Origin of the sequence: Halosolutus gelatinilyticus (genome assembly GCF_023028105.1) — an archaeon.
GTDB classification, from domain to species: domain Archaea; phylum Halobacteriota; class Halobacteria; order Halobacteriales; family Natrialbaceae; genus Halosolutus; species Halosolutus gelatinilyticus.
On the sequence record NZ_CP095492.1, the window covers coordinates 280,932 to 298,176 of the forward strand.

13 protein-coding genes are annotated in these 17,245 nt (G+C 61.5%); 4 read left to right on the plus strand and 9 right to left on the minus strand.

All coding sequences use genetic code 11. The features are described from left to right. Window positions 1-82: 82 nt before the first annotated feature. Together fdhF and MUH00_RS20395 are read right to left on the minus strand one after the other, a co-directional pair. The gene (fdhF, locus tag MUH00_RS20390) at window positions 83-3,415 is read right to left on the minus strand and encodes a formate dehydrogenase subunit alpha (protein WP_247004711.1); all 3,333 of its coding nucleotides are present in this window, start codon (window positions 3,413-3,415) and stop codon (window positions 83-85) included. Beyond that, window positions 3,412-4,935: an NADH-ubiquinone oxidoreductase-F iron-sulfur binding region domain-containing protein gene (locus tag MUH00_RS20395; protein ID WP_247004113.1), complete on the minus strand. Its 1,524-nt coding sequence runs from the start codon at window positions 4,933-4,935 to the stop codon at window positions 3,412-3,414. Before MUH00_RS20395 ends, fdhF begins: the two co-directional genes overlap by 4 nt. Window positions 4,936-5,060: 125 nt before the next feature. On the opposite strand from MUH00_RS20395, the gene MUH00_RS20400 reads away from it, so the two are divergent. Then, on the plus strand, window positions 5,061-5,336 hold the full coding sequence (locus MUH00_RS20400; RefSeq protein WP_247004114.1) for a DUF8113 family protein: 276 nt from the start codon (window positions 5,061-5,063) through the stop codon (window positions 5,334-5,336). 420 nt (window positions 5,337-5,756) lie between these two features. Next, window positions 5,757-7,247, plus strand: a complete 1,491-nt coding sequence (locus MUH00_RS20405) for an aldehyde dehydrogenase family protein (RefSeq protein ID WP_247004115.1) — start codon at window positions 5,757-5,759, stop codon at window positions 7,245-7,247. A gap of 174 nt (window positions 7,248-7,421) precedes the next feature. Here MUH00_RS20405 and MUH00_RS20410 read toward each other — a convergent pair whose 3' ends face one another. From MUH00_RS20410 to MUH00_RS20430, 5 genes are all read right to left on the minus strand, one after another. Continuing rightward, window positions 7,422-8,375 (minus strand): malate dehydrogenase, encoded by a 954-nt coding sequence (locus MUH00_RS20410; protein ID WP_247004116.1) that lies wholly within the window; start codon window positions 8,373-8,375, stop codon window positions 7,422-7,424. A 69-nt stretch (window positions 8,376-8,444) separates the two neighbouring features. After that, window positions 8,445-9,245, minus strand: a complete 801-nt coding sequence (locus MUH00_RS20415) for an ABC transporter permease (protein ID WP_247004117.1) — start codon at window positions 9,243-9,245, stop codon at window positions 8,445-8,447. Continuing rightward, a complete protein-coding gene (locus MUH00_RS20420; protein WP_247004118.1) occupies window positions 9,212-10,012 on the minus strand; it encodes an ABC transporter permease in 801 nt (266 codons plus the stop codon). The genes MUH00_RS20415 and MUH00_RS20420 overlap by 34 nt, the downstream gene beginning before the upstream one ends. A gap of 4 nt (window positions 10,013-10,016) precedes the next feature. Beyond that, window positions 10,017-10,802: an ABC transporter ATP-binding protein gene (locus MUH00_RS20425; RefSeq protein ID WP_247004119.1), complete on the minus strand. Its 786-nt coding sequence runs from the start codon at window positions 10,800-10,802 to the stop codon at window positions 10,017-10,019. Window positions 10,803-10,869: 67 nt separating this feature from the next. After that, on the minus strand, window positions 10,870-11,883 hold the full coding sequence (locus MUH00_RS20430; protein WP_247004120.1) for an ABC transporter substrate-binding protein: 1,014 nt from the start codon (window positions 11,881-11,883) through the stop codon (window positions 10,870-10,872). A 191-nt stretch (window positions 11,884-12,074) separates the two neighbouring features. On the opposite strand from MUH00_RS20430, the gene MUH00_RS20435 reads away from it, so the two are divergent. Together MUH00_RS20435 and MUH00_RS20440 are read left to right on the plus strand one after the other, a co-directional pair. Further along, the gene (locus MUH00_RS20435; RefSeq protein ID WP_247004121.1) at window positions 12,075-13,232 is read left to right on the plus strand and encodes a thiamine pyrophosphate-dependent dehydrogenase E1 component subunit alpha; all 1,158 of its coding nucleotides are present in this window, start codon (window positions 12,075-12,077) and stop codon (window positions 13,230-13,232) included. Window positions 13,233-13,235: 3 nt separating this feature from the next. Further along, window positions 13,236-14,201: an alpha-ketoacid dehydrogenase subunit beta gene (locus MUH00_RS20440; protein WP_247004122.1), complete on the plus strand. Its 966-nt coding sequence runs from the start codon at window positions 13,236-13,238 to the stop codon at window positions 14,199-14,201. Window positions 14,202-14,225: 24 nt separating this feature from the next. Here MUH00_RS20440 and lpdA read toward each other — a convergent pair whose 3' ends face one another. Further along, complete coding sequence (gene lpdA / locus MUH00_RS20445) at window positions 14,226-15,647, minus strand: dihydrolipoyl dehydrogenase (RefSeq protein ID WP_247004123.1); 1,422 nt, start codon at window positions 15,645-15,647, stop codon at window positions 14,226-14,228. Beyond that, the gene (locus MUH00_RS20450; RefSeq protein WP_247004124.1) at window positions 15,647-17,218 is read right to left on the minus strand and encodes a 2-oxo acid dehydrogenase subunit E2; all 1,572 of its coding nucleotides are present in this window, start codon (window positions 17,216-17,218) and stop codon (window positions 15,647-15,649) included. The genes lpdA and MUH00_RS20450 overlap by 1 nt, the downstream gene beginning before the upstream one ends. Window positions 17,219-17,245: the final 27 nt, after the last annotated feature.

The following is a 17,245-nucleotide window of genomic DNA, read 5'->3' on the forward strand; positions in this document are numbered from 1 at the left end:
CAGAACGCGAGATAGCCGTTGAGGACACGGGCAAACCGATCAACTTGCTCGTCGAGGAGATTGTGCGTAGAGTACCGATACGTCAGTTATCACCGATCGCAGTTCCGTTGCCGGTCTCTCCGACGTCCGGCGTTCGAAGGACGTCGGCATCGGTCTCCGGACCGAGTGGTTCGACGCGGACGCTCGAGACTTTGTATTCGGGAATGCCCGACTGCGGGTCGAACGTCTCCTGGGTGAGTTTGTTGACTGCGCCGGCAGCGAAATGCATCGGGATGAACAGCGTCCCTGCATCGACCCGCTCGGTGACCTGTGCTTTGACCACGATCTCGCCGCGCCGTGACTCGACGCGGACGTACTCCCTGTCGGCGACGCCGAGTTGCTCGGCCAGCTCAGGATGGATCTCGACGAAGCTCTCGCCGATGTGACTCATGAGGCCTTCGACGCGGCGCGTGAGCTGTCCGGTGTGCCAGTGATAGAGGACACGACCGGACGTGAGCGTCAGTGGGTACTCCTCGTCGGGGATTTCGCCGGGCTGTCCGCTATCCGCCGGCACGAAGCGAGCGCGTCCGTCCGGGAAGTTGAACTCGCCTGTTTCGTAATCGTACAGATACGGCGTCCCGGGGTGATATTCGTCGGGAACCGGCCACTGAAGTCCATGCTGGGGCCCCTCCTCGAGGCGATCGTAGGTGACGCCACCGTAAATCGGAACGAGGTCGCTGATCTCGTTCATGATCTCTCGAGGGTGGTCGTAGTCCCACTCATAACCCAGACGGTTCGCCAGATCCTGAGTAACCTCCCAGTCCTGCCGTGCATCGCCGGGAGGTTCGGCCGTAGGACGGACGCGCTGGATCCGCCGCTCCGTGTTCGTAAACGTCCCGTGTTTCTCTGGCGACGTGGCAGCGGGGAGGATCACATCGGCGTGCTCGGCCGTCTCGGTCTTAAATATATCCTGGACGACAAGGAAGTCCAGTGCCTCGAGCGCTTCGCCGGCGTGTCGAACGTCCGGTTCAGAGAGGGCAGGGTTCTCGCCGACGATGTACATCCCACGGAGGTTGCATTCGTGGGCCTCACTGAACATCTGTGGGACCGTGAGACCGGGCTCAGTGGGTGGCCGCTTGCCCCATTCGTTCGCGAACTTCTCTTGTACCTCGTTGTCAGACGGATCTTGATACCCCGGCAGACTACCGGGAAGCGTTCCCATGTCTCCGCCACCGCCCTGCACGTTGTTCTGGCCACGGAACGGCGAGAGGCCGGCGCCGGGTTTCCCGAGCTGGCCGAGCGTGAGCGCGAGGTTCGCGAGCGCGAGGACGTTCTGTGTGCCGTGGCTGGACTGGGTCATCCCCATTGCCCACCCAAAGACGACGGTATCGGCCGCGGCGAGCGACTCAGCGGCCGATTCGAGTTGATCAGCCGGGACGCCGGCGATTTCCTCGACTCGCTCGGGCGTGTACGGCTGAACCTTCTCACGGAGGTCGTTGAACCCGGTAGTGTTCCGTTCGATGAACGCCTCGTCGTGGAGGTCGTTCTCGATGACGTAGTGAATCAGTCCGTTGATCCAGGCCACGTCGTAGCCCGGCTTGGTCCGGATATACTGATCGGCGTGTTCGGAAATACCGACTCTCCGTGGATCGAAGACGATTAGATCGGCACCATCGCGGACGTTCTGCTTGATTCTCGTCGCCAGGACGGGATGGCTTTCGGTCGTGTTCGAGCCGGTGATGAGGTAGGCGTCGGCCTCGCCGATATCCTCGTTGATCCGGTTGGTCATCGCGCCGTATCCGAGCGTCTGCTGAAGCGCCGCGACTGTCGAGGAGTGACAGAGGCGAGCGCAGTTGTCGATGTTCTTGGTTCCAAGCACCTGTCGAGCGAACTTCTGGACGAGGTAAGCTTCCTCGTTTGTTCCCTTCGACGACGCAAGGCAGCCGACCGCGTCGACGCCGTGTTGATCCTGAATTTCGCTGAGGTTTTCCGCGACGTACTCGAGCGCCTCGTCCCACGAAACGGGCTCGAATTCGCCGGCGTCGGTCCGGACGAGGGGCTCTGTGAGTCGCTCATCGCTGTTCGTGAACTCGTGGCCGAACTTCCCTTTCACGCAGGTCGAGAAATTGTTGGCGGGCGCCGTGGACGGGTCGTCGATCGGGACGGCCCCGATCGAGTTGCCATCTTTCCCCCACATCTCGAACCGACAGCCGACCGCACAGAAGCCGCACGTCGTCTCTTCGGCAGCGACGCTCTTGAGGCGAACATCGCTGACGAAATCGGCGATATCGAAGAGCCGGCCCTCGGGCAGCGTCTTCGTCGCGATGCTCTCTGCGGTGTGTTCGCCGGCCAAGACCGTTTTATGACCGTATTCGTTCACCACCTCCGCGGCGCGATTCTTGGCGCGCTCCATAAAGCGAACGACGCGGGCCGACGACGTATCGTCGCTGCCAGTCTCACCGGTGGGGCCGACGGCACTCCCGGGATCGGGAGACCGGTTGGGGGCTGTGGTGTCGTCCAGCGTTTCCGCCTCGTCAGTCTCGATAACCGATCCGATCGAGTTCCGATGGGTGAAACCGGGAAGCGGCAGTGTTCCAGGGCCGCCGATCCCCTTCTCTGTGAGTGCGCCGGTCGGACAGACCGTCGCACAATGACCACAGGAGACACACTCAGAGTCGGCCATCGTCTCCGCGTCCGACTGGAATCCGATCCGAGTGTCCTCCCCGTGACCTTCGATCCGGAGTACACCCTCGACCTGTACGTCGTTACAACCCTCGACGCACCGGTTACAGAGGATGCACTTGTTGCGATCGATCTGAATGAACGAGGAGGTGTCGTCGATCGGTTCATATTCGTCCCGGTCGCCGAACACGCCGTAGCGGGGGTGATCGATGTCCTCGCTGATCGCGGCTTCCTGAAGTTCACACCGACCGTTCCCGTTGCAGGTTGTACAGCGTAGATTATGGTTCGAGAGGACGAGATCGAGGTTCACGCTCCGGCACTCCGCGGCGTCGGGCGTGTCGGTCCTGACCGACATCCCGTCCTCCGCGGGGAACGAACAGGAGGGAACGAGTCCGTATTCGTCGGTCTCGACCATGCAAGTTCGACACTCGCTTCGCGGACCGATCTCCTCGCTCGCGTCGCCCTCGCGATCGTAGTAACACAGGGCGGGCACGTCGGCATCACTCTCGAGGCTGTCGGCACCCGGGTCGACGCTGACCGTCTCGTCGTTAACGGCTTGCATCGCGTCGATGACGATCGAACCGGACGGTACGGTTACTGGCTGCCCGTTGATCGAGAGGGTCGTCGGTCCGTCGCCGGTCGTGCCGACGGGGGGATCGTTCGCAGTGCCGGTCTCGAACGTCGCCGTGACCGGCGTCCGTTCCCGGGGATCGTTGACCGCCGGGACTCGTGGAAGTGGGTCGTTCGCACTCATAGCTGATCGGAACACGTTCCGCTCGGACACCGCCCGTCGGCGTGGGCGCGAAACTCCGGTTCGAACTCGTCCATCGCGGTGATCACGGGACGCGGTGCGGTGGCACCGATCCGACAGTTGCTCGAGCGGCCCATAACCCTGCCAAGTTCACGGATCTCGTCGCTCCGGAACGAACCCGCATAGAGATCGCGGAGCAGTTCCGTGAGCTGTTTCGTTCCCTCTCGACCGGGCACGCACCGTCCGCTGTTGGCCTCCGAGGCGAACCGCGCTCGCTCGCCGACGGTCGCGACCACACACCGCCGATCGCTCAGCAGTTCGACCGCCCCATCAGTCCCGAGACTCGCGGCGGAAAGCGACTGTGCAGTGAGTTCGACGCTCAGGTCCGACGAGATACCGCCGAAGACGCCGCCGACGCAGGCCATCTTGAACGACCCGTCCATCGAGACGGCGTCCCGAGCCGCCTCGAGCGTCGCCCTCGAGTCCAGTTCAACGGTCACCGGCGTCTCGATGTCGCCGGTCACCGTCACGAGTCGTGTTCCGGGATCCGACGGGGTGGTGTCGAACGACTCCGGCGCGCGAACGGCGCGCTGGACCTGCGCGAACGTCCGCGGCGTGTGAACGACCGTCGGCCGACCGTAGAGCCCGTACTCGGCCGGCGTCGGCGGTTGCAGCCGGGGCTCGATCCGATCTGCGCCCTCCATCGCCTCGATCGCGGCCGTCGGCGCGCCTGCGCGGTACTCGTCGGGACCGGCGACGAGCTCCGGAACGACGGGCAGGACGTCCGCAGCCGCGTCCACGGCCAGCCGAACGTGTCGCTGGAGCGCGGTATCGCGTTTGTTCAGGTAGACGATCGCGTCCTCAGCACCAACGTACTCTGCGACCGCTGCGACGCCGTCGAGAACGGCGATTGGTGCGCCGGCGAGCAGCGTCCGATCCGCGCGCTGTCGGTCGTCGGGTTCGTTCGCGTTGACGACGACGATCGGATCGCCGTCGGCGTCGCAGGCCCGGTCCCAGGCATCGGCCGCCGGTTCGTCGGCGACAGCATCGCCCCGTCCGCGGGCGAGTATCCCCGCGTTCGTCATCGCGCTCGCGTCGTGTTCAGTCGAGCACAGTGTGTAATCCGCTGGCTCGAGCGGGTCGACCCAGCCACACGGGCCAAGGACGAGTCGCCGCCCCGTCGCGAGCGGACCGGTTTCCGGAATCGGGAGCGACTGTGCCTCCGGGTCGTGTTCGACAATCGCATCGGCGCGGGATATCGGGAGCCCGCACGAGGCGATTTCTGTGATGAGGTCTCGAGCCACCGACGGGGGCGGCGACTGAAAGAACGCGGTCCGGCCACCGCCGGTCGCCAGGATCAGCGGCTCCAGTTCGTCGATGCCGGTGGGACCGGTTCGGACGACCGGCACAGAGTCTGTGGCATCACGTGCTGCGGCATAGACCCGGTCAGCCCGGTCCGTCGCGACGTCCGCCGCGACACGAACGACCGGCGAGCGACGAGCGACTCCTGTCTCATTTGTCATCGATACCCACACTATTTTCGGCACGATAGTAAAAAACATCCGAATGTAACGTTGCGATCGGGGCACGGGCGATCGTACACCGGGCTGTATCGAAGGCTTGAGGAGGCGTCGAACGGATCGGTAAAATGATGGCGAACCCGCAATTTGACGACGTTCGGAACCGGGCGGCCGAGGCGGTCACCGAGGACAATCTCCGTTCCGTGTACACCGGTCTCATTCACGAAGACGGTCGCCACGAGTACTACTTTGCTAACGACACGGAGGAGGCAGCGCAACTCCGGGAGTCAGCGGCAATCCAGCTCGGGATGTTGCTCCGCGTGCTCGCGGACCGATCCGACAGTTCCGTCCCTGAAATCACCGAGCTCGCGATCGACCGCGCCGAACAGATGGAACTCCGGTAGCTCGCGAGAGATTGATCCGGTTCACGAATCGCGGCGGCTCGCGGACGAAGTCGCCGTCCAGTCAGTAAGATACGGTATCCCACGGAGATCATCAAAATACCTCGATCGTGGACCGAGGAGGTCTACGATATCGTTCATTCGGAGCGGATGCCCGAGGTGTTATTTCGCGGCGGTGGAGATACCGAACCTGTTCGTCGACGATCTCCGGACGTTTCACCGGAGAGTACGTTGACGACCGATTCGCCGCTCGAGACCGCCATATTCCGGCGAGTTACAGCTACGGAGGCGCAGTCTCATTCGCATACTATCTGAACGCACAATATAATTAGAATATCATAATACACAGATTGTATTATTCGAGTGTGCAATATCTACTGTACCAAATCTCTATAAGGGCCTGTGTCATGGTATAGTATACCGATGACAGACGGTTTATCCATTGATTCCGATTGGAACACGCTGTACATCGACGGTGAGTGGACTGAGAGCCGGAGCGGTGATACGGTGACGGTCGAGGATCCCTCGATGCGCAAGTCCGTCGCGGAGGTACCTGCAGGCGTCGAAGCCGACGTTGATGTAGCGTACGACGCCGCCGCCGAAGCACAGAAAGAATGGGAGAAACAGCCACCAGCACATCGCCAGAAGGTCATCCAGCAGTTTCTCCAGCAGGTACAGGAGAACAGCGAACAGATCGTCGACCTGCTCACCCATGAGGTCGGTGGTACGCGGCTCATGGGTGAGACGTCCGTTCACATCGCGTCGGACCATGCGAATGAGGCGATAACCCTCCCCCGACGGATGAAGGGCGAACATGCCGAATCCAATATCCCCGGGAAGGAAAATCTCGCACAGCGCAAACCGAAGGGCGTCATCACGGTCATTTCGCCGTGGAACTTTCCGCTCAACCTCTCAATGCGAGCGGTCGCTCCTGCCATCGCTGCGGGCAACAGCGTCGTCTTGAAGCCGTCCACGAACTCCCCGATCACGGGGGGACTGCTCTTCGGAAAACTGTTCGAAGAGACGGATCTCCCCGGTGGTGTGTTAAACGTTATTACTGGTCTCGGATCCGAGATCGGTGATCGCGTCGCCGGTCACCCGAAGAGCGACGTGGTCTCGTTCACGGGCTCGACGGAGGTCGGCCAACGCGTCGCCGGAATAGCCGGTGAGAACCTCGCCGTACCCGCGATGGAGCTCGGCGGGAACAACGCGTTTATTGTGGCGAATGACGCCGATCTCGACCGCGCTATCGATGCGGCGACGTTCGGGTCGTTCGTCCATCAGGGCCAGGTGTGTATATCAATTAATCGACATGTTATCCACGAAGACATATACGACGAGTACGTCGACCGGCTCGTCCAGCGAGCGGAGTCCCTCACGCCGGGGAGCGCCCACGAGGAGGAAACCGACGTCGGCCCCATCATCGACGAACCCCAACGCGACGAGATGCTCGAGTACGTCGAAGAGACGGTAGAAGCGGGCGCGACACTCGAGACGGGCGGGCGAACGGTTTCCGTCGACGGCGTCGAGGACTCGCTAGTCGTCGCACCCACCGTCCTCTCGGACGCCACGAACGAGATGGCCGCAGCGTGTAACGAACACTTCGGCCCGATCGCTCCGGTCATTCCGTTCTCGGACGTCGGCGAGGCGATCGAGATCGCTAACGCGACCGAATACGGCCTTTCCGGCGCCGTTCACGCCGGCGATCTCGAGGTCGCAAAGGACATCGCCGATCGCATGCAGACCGGTAACGTCCACATCAACGACCAACCGATCAACGACGAGGCTCACATCCCGTTCAGCGGGACCAGCGCATCCGGGATGGGAACGTACAACAGCACTGGCTTCCTCGAGGAGATCACCGAGACGAAGTGGATCTCGATCCAGCACGAACCGCGAGAGTACCCATTGTAACCCGCCATTACAGGACTTCTCTGCGAGGATCCTCCCACGCTTGTCTCGAGGAAGTGGCGACGTGTACCCACGGACTTTAACCACGGTATTTCGCCTGCCCGCGTATAGTGTGACCGTAGCGATCTGACCGTATCGATCGACCGGAAACGTTCCCCGCCCGTCGCGCGAACCGACTTATAGCTCTATATCTGCACGAATCGCGCTGTGAGCGGACCGTAACCGCCGGTTCTCGTCATCAGAGAGGTCCCATTCGATGATCTCGTCAACGCCAGTAGTGGTAAGCGAGACCGGTACGCTCAGACAACCGTCTACGAGCCCGTATTCGCCGTCGACGGGCGTTGACAGACAGAGCGTCGCCGTTCCATCGGTGGACATCGCCCGAATTAGTCGTGCCACCCCGGCGCTAGTCACCCACCTGGACGTCTCGGAGACGCCGCGCTCCTTCGCGATTTCGAACGGAATCGCTCGCACATACCCGCGGACATCTGCTCGTTGCGGTTCAGGGAGGGACATCGGTTCTCCGTTGATGCGGAGCCTCGAGAAAATCGGCACGATTCCTTCGCCGTGTTCCCCCATGACGGGACAGGAAACGGTCGCTGGATGTACATCTTGCAACTCGCCGATCCGGTACGCTGTCCGCGACGTTTCCGATAACGAATAGCCGATGAACCGATCTCGCGACCAGCCGAGCCGTTTCCAGAGCCGATACGTGATTCGGTCAATCGGGTTCGAAAGAACGAGCACGGGAACGGGATCAAGGGTTCGTAATCCGCCCGCGACGTCATCGACGATCGCACGGTTCGCTTCGAGCTCTGCCGCTCGAGCGTCGGCGTCGGTCGCATCAGCGGGCTGCGGTGCTGCCGCCGTAAAGACCACGATGTCGGGATCGAGGTTCGCGAGTTCGTCGACACCGACGGATCGAACGGTTCCGAATGAATCGGCCGTTTCGGCGTCGACGGGCGCTCCGGCGGAGTGAAAGCGCGAGTGCGTGATGTCGAGGGAGTGACCCCACGCGGTCGCCTCGTCGGGATCGACGAGCGTGACGTCCAATGTCGGGTTCGCCGATATCAACGTGTACGTGACCGTCACGCCGATCGTGCTTGCTCCGCCGATAATGACTACGTGCATTGATTCGGTCGTGTGAAGTCGGTTATCGCGATTGGTTCGTTCGGTGTGCGAGTGAGCGCTTGTCTCTCATCAGGTCCACGCAAGCAGTCTCGAGCGCGCGGTACGAAGTCCGCGATCGAGGACGAAGCCAATAATCATTATCGCGATCAGGGTTGCGTACACTTGGGCCGAGTCGAACGACCGAACACCTTGGATCTCGATGTGACCGAGACCGCCGCCGCCGGCGACCATCTCGAAGACGAACGTGATGATCAGCGAGATCGGCAGCGCGATCTGTACCCCGGAGATGATTCCTGGTGCTGCGGCTGGAACGATGACTTTGCGAAGCAAGTGTCGATCGGACGTTCCCATCATCCGCGCAGACCAGACGAGGTTCTCGTCGACGTTTCGAGTCGCGTTGCGTGCATTGAGCGCCACAGGCCAGAAGCAACCCAGTGTGACGAGGGCGATCTTGGGGAGATCACCGGTTCCGAACCAGAACAGGAATACCGGGACGAGCGCAATCACCGGCACTGGATATCCGACCTCGATGATCGGATCCCAGAACCATCCCATGATGCGACTGCGAGCGCTCAGAACACCGACTGTGATTCCTGCACCGCAAGCAAGGAGCAGTCCGATCAGCGCTCGGCGGATCGTGAGGTATCCGTTGTGAATCATCGTACCGTCAACCGTCATCTCGGCGAATCTGAGCAGGATATCCGAGAGCGGCGGGAGGAAGTAGTAATGCACGAATCCCAACTGCGTCACGATCTCCCATAGGACAAGTATGATAGCCAGCGAGTAGGTCGCCTTCGCGGCGTCGACGAGGGTTGTTCGGTCGAGCGCGGCGGACCTCACGTCCATCGTACCAGCCTCCGTTCGGCCCACTCGTAGCCGCGGACGGCGAAGAATGCGGTCAGCGAGATGACGACGAGAACGGCGAACATCTCCGTGTAGGCCCCAATCTCGCTGTACCTGAGGATCTCGTAGCCGACTCCTTCGTTTGATGCGATGAGTTCAGCGCTCACCAGTGCGATGAAGGAAATCGGAATCGCCTGCCGGATCCCAGTCAAGATGCTCGGAAACGCCGTCGGAATCACGATTTTCAGGGGGATCTTCCACGATTCCATCCCCATCATCTGGGCCGACCAAATGAGGTTCCGATCGACGTTCTGCGCGGCGTTGTAGCTGTTGAGCACGATCGGGAGGAGACTGGCTAAGAATACGATTAGGATCGCCGTCTCAGTGCCGACGCCAAGCCAGAGGATCGCCAGCGGTACCAGCGCTGACTTCGGAATGGGATAGATCAGCGCCAAGAACACTTCGAAGACGTTCTCAACGGACCGTGATCGCGCCATTCCGACACCGAGGAGCACCCCGACGATGATGCTTAGTCCGAGTCCGACGCCGATTCGATAGAGCGATACCTGGAGATGCGGTAGTACTTGGCCGGTCGTCAGAATATTCCACGTGGCATAGCCCACATCGGACGGCGACGGGAGAATTCGTTCGTCGACGACGGTGCCGCTCATGACCGACCATAGCCCTACGAGAACCGCAATCGGGACCCACTCGAAGACGAACAGCACGACTCGCCGGACCGGCTCCGGGAACGTTTCCTCCAAGCCCTCTAATCGGAAATCGGCGTATGACATGGTGTTACAGCTGGGCTTCCGGTTTTGTTTCCTCTCTGAGCGACTGCCACACTTCGTTTTTGGTGGCAGTGTATTCTCCAGACATGACTATTTCCTCGCGACTCTGGTTCCGGTCGATGTCGATTTCAGTAGTCGTCTTCTTCGTTCCGGGGTGGCGGGTCATGATCATCACCCGCTCGGAGAGGTAGACCGCCTCCTCTACGTCGTGAGTGATGAAGATCACCGTCTTCTCGAGGTTGCGCCAGATATCGAGGAGGTGATCCTGCAGCGACTCGCGGAGCGGCTGGTCAAGTGCTCCGAACGGTTCGTCCATCAACAGGATCTTTGGATCGTACGCCAGCGTCCGTGCGAGCGCGACGCGCTGTTTCATCCCTCCCGAGAGTTCCTTCGGATACTTCTCTTCGAACCCGGCGAGGTCCATCATATCGATAAACCGCTGTGCAGTCTCTTGTCGTTCGGCCTTGTCGATGTCCTTCTGTTCGAGTCCATAGGTAACGTTGCCCATAACTGTCCGCCACGGGAAGAGGGCGTAGTCCTGAAAGACGACTCCGCGATCGGTCCCCGGACCGTCGATCGACTGTCCGTCGACACTGATCGTGCCGGTGCTCTCCTCGAGAAAGCCGGCGATCAGGTACAGCAGCGTGCTCTTCCCGCATCCGCTCGGCCCTACGACGCTGAGGAACTCTCCGCTCGGGATCTCGAGCGAGAGGTCTTTGATTGCCGTCGTGCGTTCGTCACCTGATTCGTACACCTTCTCGAGATCCGATATCGTAACGTGTCCTTCGACCATCGTGCTTGCTGTTACCACATAGTTTTATTTGAATGCTTTGCGATCCGGTATCCGTCGGCGTGTGGGGTCACGAGAGGTACTCGTTGGTCGCGTGCGCTTCGGCGTCAAACTGATCCTCGAGAATGTCCAACTCGTACAGTTCGTCCATGATTCCCTGAATTGCATCGGTATCGTTTTCGAAGTCTCGATAGTACCCATACTCCGTCATGAAGAACTCGTCCACCTGATCTTCGGGGAGCTCGAAGTGTTCCGCGGCGATCGAGACGACCTCGTCGCGGTTCTCCTGTACGTATTCGAATACGCCTTGAAAATCCTCTACCCACGCTTGAATTTCGTTTTCCTTCTCGTCGAGCGCGGTACCGGACGCCGCTGTGAACGTAAAGGGATACGGATGAAGTTCCTCCCCAAATGCGTCTCGAGACGTGAACACCTGCGTAAAGTCGTTATTCCGTGCCGTTACGGCGAACAGCGCGGGGAAGATCGCCGCATCGAAGATGTCGTCCTCGAGCCCGCTGATGAAGGTGGGGAAACTCTGCTCGACGAATTCCACGTCCTCTTCGGGATCGAGGCCGACTTCGGTCAACATCTTCTGGTACACGGCGTGGATCCCCGTTCCGAGCGCATTGACGGCCAACGTCGCCCCTTCGAGGTCTTCCGGACCGGTGATGTCCGAGTCGGGAAGCGAATAAACTGGAACCGCGAAATGGTCCGGATGAGCATCCCAGAAGTCGGTGGCGATCGCCGTGATGCCGCCGGGGACGGCATCGGAAACGATCGCGTTGCCGAAACTCGCGATGGTGACCATGCCCATGTCAGCTTGATCGGCCGCCATCGCGTTTACCGTGTCGGGCGTACTAGCGTCGTGCGAAACCTCGAGTTCATACGTTTCCCCGAGGCTATCCATCTCGTCTTGAATCTCCGGGATATCCAGTAGCGATCCGAAGTTCTCGATTGGGACAACGTAGTTGAATCGGAGCGTGTTGTTGGAATCCCCGCCCAGACACCCTGCTAACCCAGTGAGACCGGCGGCCGTCGCTATAGTACCCGCTTTGAGGAATCTCCGCCTGCTACTCGATAGCATATGACCTCCATTGTACAACATTGATAAAAAGTGTTGTGGATATCACAAGGAAGATGCAATACGTATAGAAACCGCGATCACGAGAGTGTAAAATGAACGAGACATTATCTCTGAGCCACTAAACAGGTGGGGGAGAATATCTCCGACAGCAGAAACCATATAGTGTTGGTTCGGACATGTACGGTCGTACAATGGATAACAGTCCACAGTCCATCTCCTCTACGCCGATAGACGTCGCTGTCGACTCGGTCTCACAGAGCGACGTGGAGATCGAAACGCACCGCGTGATACATCCCGATGGGTCGATCGTCGCCGATCGCGTACCGGACCTCGACGACGACGAGTTCCGCGACCTCTACCGCTGGATGCTCCTGCAACGAGTCTACGATGACCGGGCGACGAAGCTCCAACGACGCGGGCGGCTCGGAACCATCGCATCCGGCCGCGGACAGGAAGCCAGTATCGCCGGTAGCGGATACGCGCTCTCGAGAGACGACTGGGTATTCCCCTACGGTCGGGAGGCCAGTATGCTGGTAATGCACGGGCTCTCGATGCGGGACCTGCTGCTGTACTGGCGCGGCGTCGAAGACGCGGCGAGAACGGAAGGGGCTAACATTTTCCCGCTATCCATCTCGGTCGGGTCGCACGTCCCCATGGCCGCCGGCAAGGCGTGGGGAATGCAACTCGCGGACGAGGACAGCATCACCTTCGCGAACCTCGGCGACGGTGCGACGTCGACCGGTGCGTTCCACGAGGGGATGAACTTCGCCGGCGTCCTCGGCGTCCCGGCGGTGTTCTTTTGTCTGAACAATCAGTACGCTATCTCGCTCCCGTTCGACGATCAGACGAACGCCAAGACGGTCGCGCAGAAGGCGTTGGGCTACGGTATCGAGGGCATCCGCGTCGACGGGAACGACGTGCTTGCGGTCTACAACGCGGTCTCGACCGCTCGCCAACGGGCGCTCAACGGTGATCCTGTCCTCGTCGAAGCTGTTACCTACCGGCGCGGCGCGCACACGACCAGCGATGATCCGACGCGGTATCGCTCCGACGAGGAAGTCGAGGAGTGGAAAGAGCGAGATCCGTTGAATCGGTACCAGACCTTCCTCGAGGAGACCGACCGATGGGATGCGATCGACGAGGACGCGATTCGCGAGGAGGTCGAGCGGGAGTTCTCTGAGGCGGTCGACGCCGCCGACGCGTTCGAGGAACGGGGTATCGAAGATATCTTCGCATATCTTTACGCGGAGTTGCCACCGGAACTGGAACACCAGCTCGAGGAGTTCCGCGAACTCTTGGAGGAGCGACCGGAGATGTACGAGTACATCGAACAGCGACCGAAGGGGTAACTCATGAACGCGACGATCATTCAGGCGGTCAATGACGCGATGCACGAGGAGATGGCCAATGATGACCGGACGCTGGTCTTCGGACAGGACGTCGCCGAATCCGGCGGCGTCTTCCGCGCGACCGAGGGGCTCAAAGACGAGTTCGGCGCCGAACGCGTCCTCGACACCCCGCTATCGGAGATCGCTATCGTCGGCTCAGCGATCGGCCTTGCAACTCACGGCTTCCGGCCGATCGCGGAAATCCAGTTCTCGGGATTTCTCCCGCCGGCCTTTGACCAGTTAGTGACGAACGCCAGTCGGATCCGCTGGCGTACCCGTGGCGAACTCACGGCACCGATGGTCGTCCGTACCCCGTACGGGGCCGGGGTCCGCGCACTCGAACACCACTCCGAGAGCCTCGAGGGCGCCTACAGCCACGTCCCCGGTCTCAAGGTCGCGATCCCGTCGACCCCCCATGACGCCAAGGGGATGCTCATCAGCGCAATTCGCGATCCCGATCCTGTACTGTTCATGGAGCCCAAACGCGTCTATCGCTCGCTGCGCGAGGATGTTCCCGAAGGGACCTACACTGAGCCGCTAGGAGAGGCGGCCATCCGACGGGAGGGCGAAGCGGTCACGGTCATCTCGTGGGGCGCAATGATGCACAACACGCTCGAGGCCGTCGAGAATCTCGGCGTCGACGCCGATGTGATCGATCTGCGGTCAATTTCGCCGCTCGACCGCGAGACGATCCTCGAGTCGATCCGCAAGACCGGCCGCTGCGTCGTCGTTCACGAGGCGGCCAAAACCGGCGGGTTCGGTGGTGAGATCATTGCGACGATCAACGACGAGGCGCTGATGTTCCTCGAGGCTCCGGTCAACCGCGTGACCGGCTTCGACGCCCCGGTCCCGCTGCTCTCGATGGAAGACTATTACCTCCCGCATCCGCCGCGGATCGAGGAAGCGATCGCGGAGACCGTCTCCTACTGAGTCCCTCTACGCTCGACGCCGTGGTTACCGGTTTCGCGTGTGGATGGCTCGATCTCGAGCGTTTTCAGCTGCCTCCATCACCGCCTCCGAGAGCGTCGGGTGCGCGTGGATCGTCAACGCGACGTCCTCGAGGCGCGCCCCCATCTCGACGGCGAGGCCGATTTCGCCGATCAGCTCCGAGGCCTCAGGGGCGACGACTTCTCCGCCGAGGACGAACTCTGTCTCTTTGTCGGCAACGAGCCGCACAAACCCGTCCGGCTCGGACATGGTGAGCGCCCGACCGCTGGCCCGCAGCGGCATCGTTCCGACGATGGGCTCGTAACCGGCGTCTGCCGCCTCAGTTTTGGTCATCCCGACAGTCCCGATTTCGGGATCGGTGAACACGGCCCCGGGAACGGCTCGGTGATCCACGGCGACCGGTTCGCCGGCCGCGACGCCGGCGGCGACGAGCCCCTCCGCCATAGCCGCGTGAGCAAGCATCGGTTCGCCGGCTACGTCGCCGATCGCCGTGACGTGTTCGATGTCGGTCCGCATGCGGTCATCAGTCGGTAGAATGCCCTGTTCGTCGGTTTCGAGACTAATCTCGTCCAGCCTCAGCCCGTCGGTCACGGGCTCGCGGCCGACGGAGACTAACACGCGATCGGCAGCATAGACGGCCTCGTCGCCGCCGTCGATTTCGGTCACGACCTCGATTCGGTCCTCGTCTCGCCACTCGATCGCCCGCTCGCCGAAATGGAACTCGACGCCGAGCGCTTCCACCCGATCCCGGACCACTCGGGTGACGTCGTCTCCGTAATTCGGAAGGGCGTCGTCGAGCATTTCGACGACTGTAACGTCAGCGCCGGCCTTCGCGAGCGCCGTCGAAAGTTCCATCCCGATGTAGCCCGCGCCGACGACGAGGAGTTCGTCCGGGACTGTACTGGCATCCAGCGCATCGCGCGAAGACCAGATGGGGTCGTCCTCGAAGTCGAAGCCAGGGATCGTCAGCGGGCGACTTCCCGTCGCGATAACGGCGTGTTCGAACTCGACTGATTCACTTCCCTGACCCTCTCCGCCGTGGGCGATACGAACCGTCCGCTCGTCGACGAACGCCGCCGTTCCTTCGATCAGATTCACGCCGTTGGCCTCGCAGAGTGTCTCGACGCCGCCGGTCAACTGATCGACGACTTCGTCTTTCCACTCGACGAGCGTCCGCATATCGATCGTCGGATCGGCGTGGATGCCCACCTCCTCGGCGTTACGAGCCTCGTGAGCGATATCAGTCGCAGCGAGCAGCGCTTTCGATGGAATGCACCCGTAGTTGAGGCAGGTCCCACCGTACGCTTCTCTCTCGACGAGCGTCGCATCGAGTCCGTGTTGTGCGGCGCGGATCGCGGCCGTATAGCCCCCCGGACCGCCGCCGATGACCAGTACGTCCGTTCCAGTTGGTACGTCTCCAACGACCATTATTCGAGCAGTAGCAGGTTGGGATCGTTCAGGTATCGTTTGACCTCGTTCGTGAACCGTCCGGCCTCGGCCCCGTCGATGATTCGGTGGTCGGCCGACATGGAGATCGGAAGCGTCGGCCGGGCGACGATCTCGCCATCTTCGGCCCACGGTCGCTCCTCCAGCGAACCAAGCGCGAGAATCGCCGCCTCGGGATAGTTAATGATCGGCGACGCGTGCTCGCCGCCGACGGCGCCGATATTGGTGATCGTAAACGTGCTTCCGCGGAGTTCTTCGGGCCTGATAGATCGCTCTCGGGCCCGTTCGGCCTTGTCGTCGATTTCGCGGGCAATCTTGAGCAGCCCCTTCCGATCGGCGTTTTCGATCACCGGGACCATGAGACCGGCGTCACTGGCGACGGCGATCCCGATGTTGTATTCGCCGTGGAGGATGATCTCTTCGTTCTCTTCGTCGAGTTCGGCATTGACTTGCGGAACCGATCTCAGCGCCGCCACTACCGCTTTGACGACGAACGGAAGATAGGTGAGCCGGATTCCACGCTCTTCCGCACGCGCTTTGAGCTGGGTGCGTACGTCGACGAGCTTCGAGACTTCGATCTCGTCGTGGTGGCTCACGTGCGGAGCCGTGTATTTTGACTCCGCCATCCGCTCGCCGATCGTTCGTCGGATGCCGGTGTAGGGAATTCGATCGCCGGGCCGGGGATCCCCGGTCGTCCGCTCTCGACGCCGGGACCGTGTCTCGGCTGCTGCAGCGTCCGACGAGTGATCGTCCGCCTCGTAAGCACGAACGTCCTCGGGCGTCACGAACGCCTCGCCGTTTCGCCGCTCGCTAGCGGGCACGACATCGATGTCGATTCCCGTTTCGCGGGCGAGCCGCCTAGTCGCCGGCATCGCGAGCGTCCTGTCGCGGTCGGCGCGCTCATCGTCGCCCACGGATCGGATCCTGTTATCGGTACCTGAATGGGTGTCGATTCCCGACGTTGCATCGGGAGATCCGGCCACGGTCGATTCGGGGCTCGCCCCATCACGGGACGTCGAGGTTGTCTCCTCCGCTTCACTCGCTTCCCGCGCGGCCTCGCGGACGTCGCGTTTCGTGACCCGAGCGCCGTCGGTCCGGAGCGCCGCAAGATCGACGTCCAGTTCGCGTGCGAGTCGCCGCACGCTGGGCGGTGCGAACGCGCGCTCGTCGTGAACGCATTCGTTCTCCTCATTTGGCGACCCTGGCAGGTCTGCCGATTCGGAGCTCACGGCAGTCTCGGCGGACGCGTCGACATCTGTAGCTTCGTCACTCCCTCGTTCACTCTCGTTCGTGTCGTCGCCGGTAGCAACTTCGTCGTCGACGCTGAAGACAATGAACACTTCGTCGACGGGAACGACGTCACCCTCCTCGGCGCGCAGTTCTGCTACCTCCCCGTCGTAAGGCGATGGAATTTCGACGAGCGCCTTGTCGGTCTCGACCTCGGCGATCACCTCGTCCTCTTCTACGCGATCACCGACGTCGACGCGCCAAGTGACGAGTTCTCCTTCGGCCACGCCCTCGCCGACGTCCGGCAGTTCGAACTCCTTCCTCATCGTGTGTAATAGATACACTCACACACA